General features: G+C 63.1%; 9 protein-coding genes and 1 pseudogene. 8 read left to right on the top strand and 2 right to left on the bottom strand.

The window, feature by feature from the left end:
• The 6 genes and pseudogenes from VKM35_RS03040 to rpmG all read left to right on the top strand — a co-directional run.
• The coding region (locus tag VKM35_RS03040) for a ParB/RepB/Spo0J family partition protein (protein ID WP_324318214.1) at nt 1–538 on the top strand (538 nt) is incomplete at its 5' end.
• A gap of 27 nt (nt 539–565) precedes the next feature.
• Nucleotides 566–670: pseudogene (locus VKM35_RS03035) on the top strand (NAD-dependent epimerase/dehydratase family protein); the annotation flags it as partial.
• A 92-nt stretch (nt 671–762) separates the two neighbouring features.
• Nucleotides 763–1521: a glycosyltransferase family 2 protein gene (locus VKM35_RS03030; RefSeq protein WP_324318212.1), complete on the top strand. Its 759-nt coding sequence runs from the start codon at nt 763–765 to the stop codon at nt 1519–1521.
• Nucleotides 1518–1844 carry a lipid-A-disaccharide synthase N-terminal domain-containing protein gene (locus tag VKM35_RS03025; RefSeq protein WP_324318210.1) on the top strand — a complete coding sequence of 109 codons (327 nt, stop codon included), beginning with the start codon at nt 1518–1520 and terminating at the stop codon, nt 1842–1844. The genes VKM35_RS03030 and VKM35_RS03025 overlap by 4 nt, the downstream gene beginning before the upstream one ends.
• 451 nt (nt 1845–2295) lie before the next feature.
• Nucleotides 2296–2532, top strand: coding sequence for a 50S ribosomal protein L28 (gene rpmB, locus VKM35_RS03020; RefSeq protein ID WP_324318208.1), 237 nt, complete (start codon nt 2296–2298; stop codon nt 2530–2532).
• A gap of 12 nt (nt 2533–2544) precedes the next feature.
• Nucleotides 2545–2709 (top strand): 50S ribosomal protein L33, encoded by a 165-nt coding sequence (gene rpmG / locus VKM35_RS03015; RefSeq protein ID WP_324318206.1) that lies wholly within the window; start codon nt 2545–2547, stop codon nt 2707–2709.
• A 133-nt stretch (nt 2710–2842) separates the two neighbouring features.
• Here rpmG and VKM35_RS13820 read toward each other — a convergent pair whose 3' ends face one another.
• Nucleotides 2843–3253 carry a S41 family peptidase gene (locus VKM35_RS13820; RefSeq protein WP_414636541.1) on the bottom strand — a complete coding sequence of 137 codons (411 nt, stop codon included), beginning with the start codon at nt 3251–3253 and terminating at the stop codon, nt 2843–2845.
• A gap of 138 nt (nt 3254–3391) precedes the next feature.
• Between VKM35_RS13820 and VKM35_RS13815 the strand changes: the two genes are divergently transcribed.
• Together VKM35_RS13815 and acs are read left to right on the top strand one after the other, a co-directional pair.
• The gene (locus VKM35_RS13815) at nt 3392–3541 is read left to right on the top strand and encodes a hypothetical protein (protein WP_414636540.1); all 150 of its coding nucleotides are present in this window, start codon (nt 3392–3394) and stop codon (nt 3539–3541) included.
• Between the two features lie 297 nt (nt 3542–3838).
• Entirely contained in the window at nt 3839–5785 is a 1947-nt protein-coding gene (gene acs, locus VKM35_RS03005; RefSeq protein ID WP_414636539.1) for an acetate--CoA ligase, read from the top strand.
• Nucleotides 5786–5880: 95 nt separating this feature from the next.
• Here acs and VKM35_RS03000 read toward each other — a convergent pair.
• The coding region (locus tag VKM35_RS03000) for a DesA family fatty acid desaturase (protein ID WP_324318202.1) at nt 5881–6923 on the bottom strand (1043 nt) is incomplete at its 5' end.

The raw sequence follows: 6923 nt of genomic DNA, 5'->3' as shown, positions 1-6923 counted from the left end.
GATGGCGCTGATCGAGAACATCCAGCGCGAAGACCTCAATCCGCTGGAAGAAGCCCTGGCGTTGTCGCGACTGATCGACGAATTCTCGCTCACGCACCAGCAGGCAGCGGAAGCGGTTGGCCGTTCGCGCGCGGCGGTGTCGAACCTGCTGCGTCTGCTCGAGTTGCCGGAAGAAATCCGCAAACTGCTCGAGGACAAGAAACTCGAGATGGGCCATGCCCGCGCCTTGTTGACGCTGGTGCCGCAGGCGGCGATTGCGTTGGCGAAGGACGCGGCGGAAAACGGTTTGTCCGTGCGCGAAGTGGAGCGTCGTGCGCAGCAACTCGCGCAGGGCAAGATTCCGAGCAAGAAAGCCGCCGCTCCCGCCAAGAAAGCCGATGCCGACATCGCCCTGCTCGAGCGCGAACTCGGCGAACGCCTCGGTGCGAAAGTCGCCGTGCAACATGGCCGCGGCGGCCGCGGCAAGCTCGTGATCGCCTATCACGGGCTGGAGGCACTCGAAGGCATCCTGGAGAGGATTCGCGGCCGCGCCGACTGAGCGCGATCGCGTTCCTGCCCTGACGCAATGACTGTCCTCGTCACCGGCGCGGCTGGTTTTGTCGGCGCCTACACCTGCCGTGCACCGCTCGCGTGCCGCGAGCGCGCGATCGGCCTCGATAGCTTCAACGCCGGCGCGGCGCTCGGCTTCGAGCCGCACACCACGATCGAACAGGCACTGCCGGAAGTCGTCTCCTGGTGCCAAGATTATTTTGGAGATGCCGCATGACGGCCGAACAACTCGACAAGCCGCACACCAATCCCGAACTCTCGGTCGTCGTGCCGGTGTTCAACGAGCAGGACAACGTCGCCCCGCTGGTCGGCGAAATCGTCGCGGCGCTGCGCGGAAAGATTCCGTTCGAGATCGTCTACGTCGACGATTGCTCGAAAGACAATTCGCTGGCCGTGCTGAAGGATTTGATGGCGACCACGCCGGAACTGCGCGTGATCCAGCATGTGAATCAAAGCGGCCAGAGCACGGCGGTGCGCAATGGTGTCAAGGCCGCGCGCGGCACCTGGATCGCGACACTGGACGGCGATGGCCAGAACGATCCGGCCGATATCCCGAAACTGCTCGACGCGCGTGCGACCGCCGACAGCGGCATCAAGTTGTTCGCGGGCTGGCGCGTGAATCGCAAAGACACGGGATCCAAGCGCTGGGCTTCGAAATTCGCCAATGCGATCCGCTCGCGCCTGCTGCGCGACGAGACGCCCGACACCGGCTGCGGCATCAAGCTGTTCGAGCGCGACGTTTTCCTCGATCTGCCCTACTTCAACCACATGCATCGCTACCTGCCAGCGCTGGTCAAGCGCGCGGGCTGGCAGTCGGTGAGCGTGCCGGTGAACCATCGCGAGCGTTCGACCGGCGTGTCCAAGTACAACAACCTTGGTCGTGCCTGGGTCGGTCTCGCCGACCTGCGCGGGGTCGGCTGGCTGATCAAGCGCAGCAAGGTCACCGCGATCAGGGAAGTGCCGCGCGCATGAACGAACAAATTATCTGGCTGGCCTGGACCGGCCTGCACATCACGATGTGGAAACTGATCGGCTATGTCGGCACGCTGATGTTCGGCGGCCGCTGGCTGGTGCAGTTCGTCGCCTCCAAGCGCATGGGCAAGCCGGTGATCCCGCGCGCGTTCTGGTACATGAGCGTGGTCGGCAGTCTGATGACGCTGAGCTATTTCCTGTTCTCGTCCAAGCAGGATTCGGTCGGCGTACTCGGCAATCTGTTCCCCTCGTTCACCGCGATGTACAGCCTGTACCTCGACATCAAGCACCGCGGCTGGCATCGCGACAAAGCCTCGCATTGACCTGACCGCACGCCATCACCCCCCGTCGTAGGAGCCAGCTCGCTGGCGACGCCGCCAAGCGGCCGTCACCCCCGCGAAGGCGGGGACCCAGCGTCTTTCGACCAGCCACCCCAAAGTCGCTGGACCCCCGCCTTCGCGGGGGTGACAACCTCAAGAACCGTGAATTTCTTTGGGTTCAATAACTTACCAAGGCAAGGGTCGCCCGGTTAGCGCCAATCGCCGGCGCCCGACACTGCGAAATCCTCGCTAAGTCCTTGACCCGATTACCTTAATCCCCGATACTTCGCGGCTCGCTGCGCACCTGCCTCTTGGCCCCGGCCCCGGAAACGCGATTCCGGCCCGCTGGCGCAACGTGTTTTTCCTGTCCGAATCGCGTGCAGCGCCGCCAACGCGGCGCCGCGGGGCCGATATCACCCGGGCTATGGGTGACAAACGATAATCGAGGTACGCCATGAGCCGTATTTGCCAAGTAACTGGCAAGAAGATGATGACGGGTAACAACGTCTCCCATGCCAACAACCACACCAAACGCACTTTCATTCCCAATATTCACGAGCGCCGCTTCTGGGTTGCCAGCGAAAACCGCTGGATCAAGCTGAGCGTCTCGGCAAACGGTCTGCGTACCATCGACAAGAACGGTATCGACGTCATCATCGCTGAGCTTCGCGCTCGCGGCGAAAAGGTCTAAGGAGAATCCACCATGGCATCCAAGCGCGACAAGATCCGCATGACCTCCTCGGCCGGCACCGGTCACTTCTACACGACCGACAAGAACAAAAAGACCACGCCGAACAAGCTCGAAATGCTCAAGTACGACCCGGTCGTCCGCAAGCACGTGATGTACAAGGAAGGCAAGATCAAGTGATCTTCGCCTGACGAAGATCCTTCCCGCTCCGGCGGTGATCGAGCCTCACGAAAAAGCCCGCCTTCCGGCGGGCTTTTTCTTTGTGTCGGCGGCGGGAAATTTGAAGAACCAATTCGCGCGGCCGGGTCGGTGGCTACTTCCGCGCAGAGACAAGCAGCGTCAACACGGCCACGCCACGCGCCAGCACGACATCGGGTTGCTTCGTTCCGAGCTCCTCCGGCGCCAACAGGAACGGACCGTCGAGGCGCTCCATGTCCTGGCGCCACGAGGCAAGCTCGGGCGGTGCGAGGGTCACCACGTTGTCCGGCATGGGCGCGATCCCGGCATCGTCGGCGTGGCCAGCGTCGTGTTTGTCGAATGTCTTGCCATTGGGCCGGCGGAAAATACCCGTCGAAAGCATGATCCCGCCCTGGCCCGGCGGCAGCGCGATCTTTTCCTGGATGCGGCCTTTGCCGAACGTGCGCGTGCCGACGGCGATGACACGCTGGTTGTCGATCAACGCGCCGGCGAAAATCTCAGCGATGCGCTTGCCTTCGAGTTTCATCCTCAGGCCTATGCGCCCAGCCGCGAATACGACAGTCGTAGAAGCGAGCATGGGGCGTGGGATTTTCGTAAGCATTTCTATGGACGCGTCGGCGACTTCGACAGCAAGGAAGAATTCGAGTGCGCGGTCCAACTGGACATGCTGGCGCAGCAAGGGCGCATCAAGCACTGGGTGCGCAACCTGGTCAACAAGCCGGGCTGCGCGTTCTTCCTGCAAAAGGCCACTGGCCGGTTCTGGTCGGACTTCGTCTGCGAATTGCCCGACGGAAAAATCCTCGTCGTCGAATAAAAGGGCGCGCAGGGCTGGACCGATGCCGAGGATGATCGGCAGATCGGCGCGCTATGGGCGGAGCTGAGCGGCGGTCATTGCCGATTCGTGATGGTGCGGGATCGTCAGTGGCGACAACTCGAGGACACGTTGCGCTGAATAGCGTGGAAGCCATAGGGCTTTCGGGCAATAGCCCAGCAAGACCTGCACGGCTGGAAAATGTCGCGACTTGCGTCGCTCCTACATACGCCGCCGACGAATAGCTGATGCTGCCTTGCCTGGCGACGCCCTGCTAAAGTTGTGGCCGGAGGTATCGCCATGACGCAGCCAGCCATTCCCGTCGACCCCGCATTCGCCGCGCACGCGCGCGTCACCGCGGAAAGCTACGGCCGCGATTACGCGCGCTCCATCGCCGATCCGAACGCCTTCTGGGCCGGGATCGCGACGCGCCTGGACTGGATGAAGATGCCGACGCGCATCGACGAATCGAATTTCGCGCTGGATGATTTCCGCATCCGCTGGTTCGCCGATGGCGAGCTCAATGTCGCGGCGAACTGCCTCGATCGCCATCTCGCGGTGCGCGGCGACAAGACTGCAATCGTCTGGGAGCCGGACGAACCCAACGAACCGGCGCAGCACATCAGCTATCGCGAACTGCACGCGCGTGTCGGTCGTCTTGCGAATGCGCTGCGCAACCTCGGCGTGCGCAAGGGCGACCGGGTGACGATCTATCTGCCGATGATTCCCGAAGCCGCGGTGGCGATGCTGGCCTGCGCGCGCATCGGTGCGATTCATTCGGTGGTGTTCGGCGGCTTTTCGCCCGATTCCCTGGCCGGGCGCATCGCCGACTGCGATTCGAAACTGGTGATCACCGCTGACGAAGGCCGGCGCGGTCGCAAGCGCATTCCGCTCAAGGCCAATGTCGACGAGGCGCTGAAACGCGCGGGCACGTCGGCCGTCGAAACGGTGCTGGTCGTGCGCCATACCGGCAGCGCGGTGCCGATGCAGATGCCGCGTGACCGTTGGTACGACGCCGTCGTCGATGCGCAGGTAATTGACTGCCGCGCTGAGGCGATGAATGCGGAGGATCCGCTGTTCATCCTCTACACCTCGGGAAGCACCGGAAAACCCAAGGGCGTGCTGCATACCAGCGGCGGCTATCTGCTGTTCGCCAGCTACACGCACGAATGCGTGTTCGACCTGCGCGAGGACGATATCTACTGGTGCACCGCCGATGTTGGCTGGGTGACCGGGCACAGTTACATCGTCTATGGCCCGCTCGCGAATGGCGCGACGACGCTGATGTTCGAGGGCGTGCCGAATCATCCGGACCACTCGCGTTTCTGGAACGTGATCGACAAGCACCGCGTGACGATTTTCTACACCGCACCGACGGCGATCCGCGCGCTAATGCGCGAGGGTGATGCGCCGGTGAAAGCGACCTCGCGCGCGTCGCTGCGCCTGCTTGGCACGGTGGGCGAGCCGATCAACCCGGAAGCCTGGCGCTGGTATTACGAAGTTGTGGGCGAAAAACGCTGTCCCATCGTTGACACATGGTGGCAGACGGAAACCGGCGGCATCCTGATTTCGCCGCTGCCGGGTGCGACTGAGCTCAAGCCTGGATCTGCGACACGCCCGTTCTTCGGCATCAAGCCTGCTCTGGTCGATAGCAACGGTGCGATCCTCGATGGCGAAGCCGAAGGCAACCTCGTGCTGCGCGGCAGCTGGCCGGGACAGATGCGCACGGTGTACGGCGACCACGCGCGTTTCCTCGACACGTATTTCCGCACGTATCCGGGCAGTTATTTCACCGGTGACGGTTGCCGACGCGATGCCGATGGCGACTACTGGATTACCGGTCGCGTCGACGACGTCATCAATGTCTCCGGCCATCGCATCGGCACCGCGGAAGTGGAAAGCGCGCTGGTCGCGCATCCGAAAGTCGCGGAAGCGGCGGTGGTCGGTTTTCCGCACGACCTCAAGGGCCAGGGCATCTACGCCTATGTGACGCTCAATGCCGGCGAGGTCACCAGCGAGGATCTGCGCCGTGAGCTGGTCGCCTTCGTGCGCCACGAAATCGGTGCCATTGCCGGCATCGATCACCTGCAATGGGCGCCAGGGCTGCCGAAGACGCGCTCGGGGAAAATCATGCGGCGCATCCTGCGCAAGATCGCCGAGAATCTTCCCGATCAACTCGGCGATATTTCCACGCTCGCCGATCCGGCCGTGGTCGAGAACCTGGTCCGCGAACGCCGCGATGCTTGAGCGCGATGGCTCGATGCGGCGCGCGCTGAAGTCGCCGCCATGAAAAAGCCCGCCGAATGGCGGGCTTTTTTCGACGATCAGCATCGCCGCGCTAATCAGATCCGCGCCGGTACCAACGCATATCCTTTCAAACGTGCGGAAAATTCCTGCAGGGCGTGAATGCCCGAGGCTTCGGCTTCGGCGCACCAGGCGCGCAAGGCTTCCATGCGCGCATCCATCTCGACGCTGCGCAGTTCGTAGATCGCAAGCAAGCGTTGACGATAGGCGAGCAGGCTGGCGAGGTTCGGGCGTTCGGCGATGAAAGCGCGCAGGCGCTCGCGGTGCGCTTCGTCCAGCCAGCGGCCATCGCTGCGGAAAGCGCGACGCAGGCGACGTGGTAGTTCGCTGGCCTCGTGACGCAACTGCGGTTTGAGCACGGTGACGAAGTAGTCGGTCGCCACCTGCCAGCGGTGCGCCATGATCGCGCGCAGGGTTTCGGTATCGGGCACGGAAATATTCGGGCGCACGTTCAACTGCGGCGCGATGCGCAGCACCTTCGCCAGGCGCAGCGTCTGGAAGACACGGATCGCCGCCCAACCGATATCGAATTCGAAACGACGCAGTGCGAATTTCGCCGAGCTCGGAAACGCATGGTGATTGTTGTGCAGTTCTTCACCGCCGATCCAAACGGCCCAGGGCGTGAGGTTGGTGGCGGTGTCGGCGGTATCGAAATTACGATAGCCCCACCAGTGGCCGAGACCATTGATCACGCCCGCGGCCCAGAACGGAATCCAGGCCATCTGCAACGCCCACATCAGCAGCCCCGGCAGACCGAACAGCGCGACATCGATCACCAGCATCAACACCGGACCCAAGGTCGAGCGCGGCGTGTAGACGTGGCGCTCCAACCAGTCGTCGGGCGTGCCCTTGCCGTATTTTTCCAGCATCGCCTTGTCCAGGCGCGCGTCCTGGTACAGCTCGACGCCACGCCAGAGCACCTTGTTGATGCCGTGGAAGCGCGGGCTATGCGGATCTTCGTCGGTTTCGCAACGCGCGTGGTGCAGGCGATGCACGGCGACCCATTCCTTGGTCACCATCGCCATGGTCAGCCACGACCAGAAGCGGAAGGCATGCGTGAGCAGCGGATGGAAATCCACGC

The organism is Arenimonas sp. (genome assembly GCF_035312645.1).
GTDB lineage: Bacteria > Pseudomonadota > Gammaproteobacteria > Xanthomonadales > Xanthomonadaceae > Arenimonas.
This window is presented reverse-complemented; position numbering and strand designations above follow the sequence as displayed.

Bases quoted from the DNA above. Each gene is read 5' to 3' on its own strand.
- VKM35_RS03030 (WP_324318212.1), top strand. From the start codon at position 763: ATGACGGCCGAACAACTCGACAAGCCGCACACCAATCCCGAACTCTCG.
- VKM35_RS03025 (WP_324318210.1), top strand. From the start codon at position 1,518: ATGAACGAACAAATTATCTGGCTGGCCTGGACCGGCCTGCACATCACG.
- rpmB (WP_324318208.1), top strand. From the start codon at position 2,296: ATGAGCCGTATTTGCCAAGTAACTGGCAAGAAGATGATGACGGGTAAC.
- rpmG (WP_324318206.1), top strand. From the start codon at position 2,545: ATGGCATCCAAGCGCGACAAGATCCGCATGACCTCCTCGGCCGGCACC.
- VKM35_RS13820 (WP_414636541.1), bottom strand. From the start codon at position 3,253: ATGAAACTCGAAGGCAAGCGCATCGCTGAGATTTTCGCCGGCGCGTTG.
- VKM35_RS13815 (WP_414636540.1), top strand. From the start codon at position 3,392: ATGCTGGCGCAGCAAGGGCGCATCAAGCACTGGGTGCGCAACCTGGTC.
- acs (WP_414636539.1), top strand. From the start codon at position 3,839: ATGACGCAGCCAGCCATTCCCGTCGACCCCGCATTCGCCGCGCACGCG.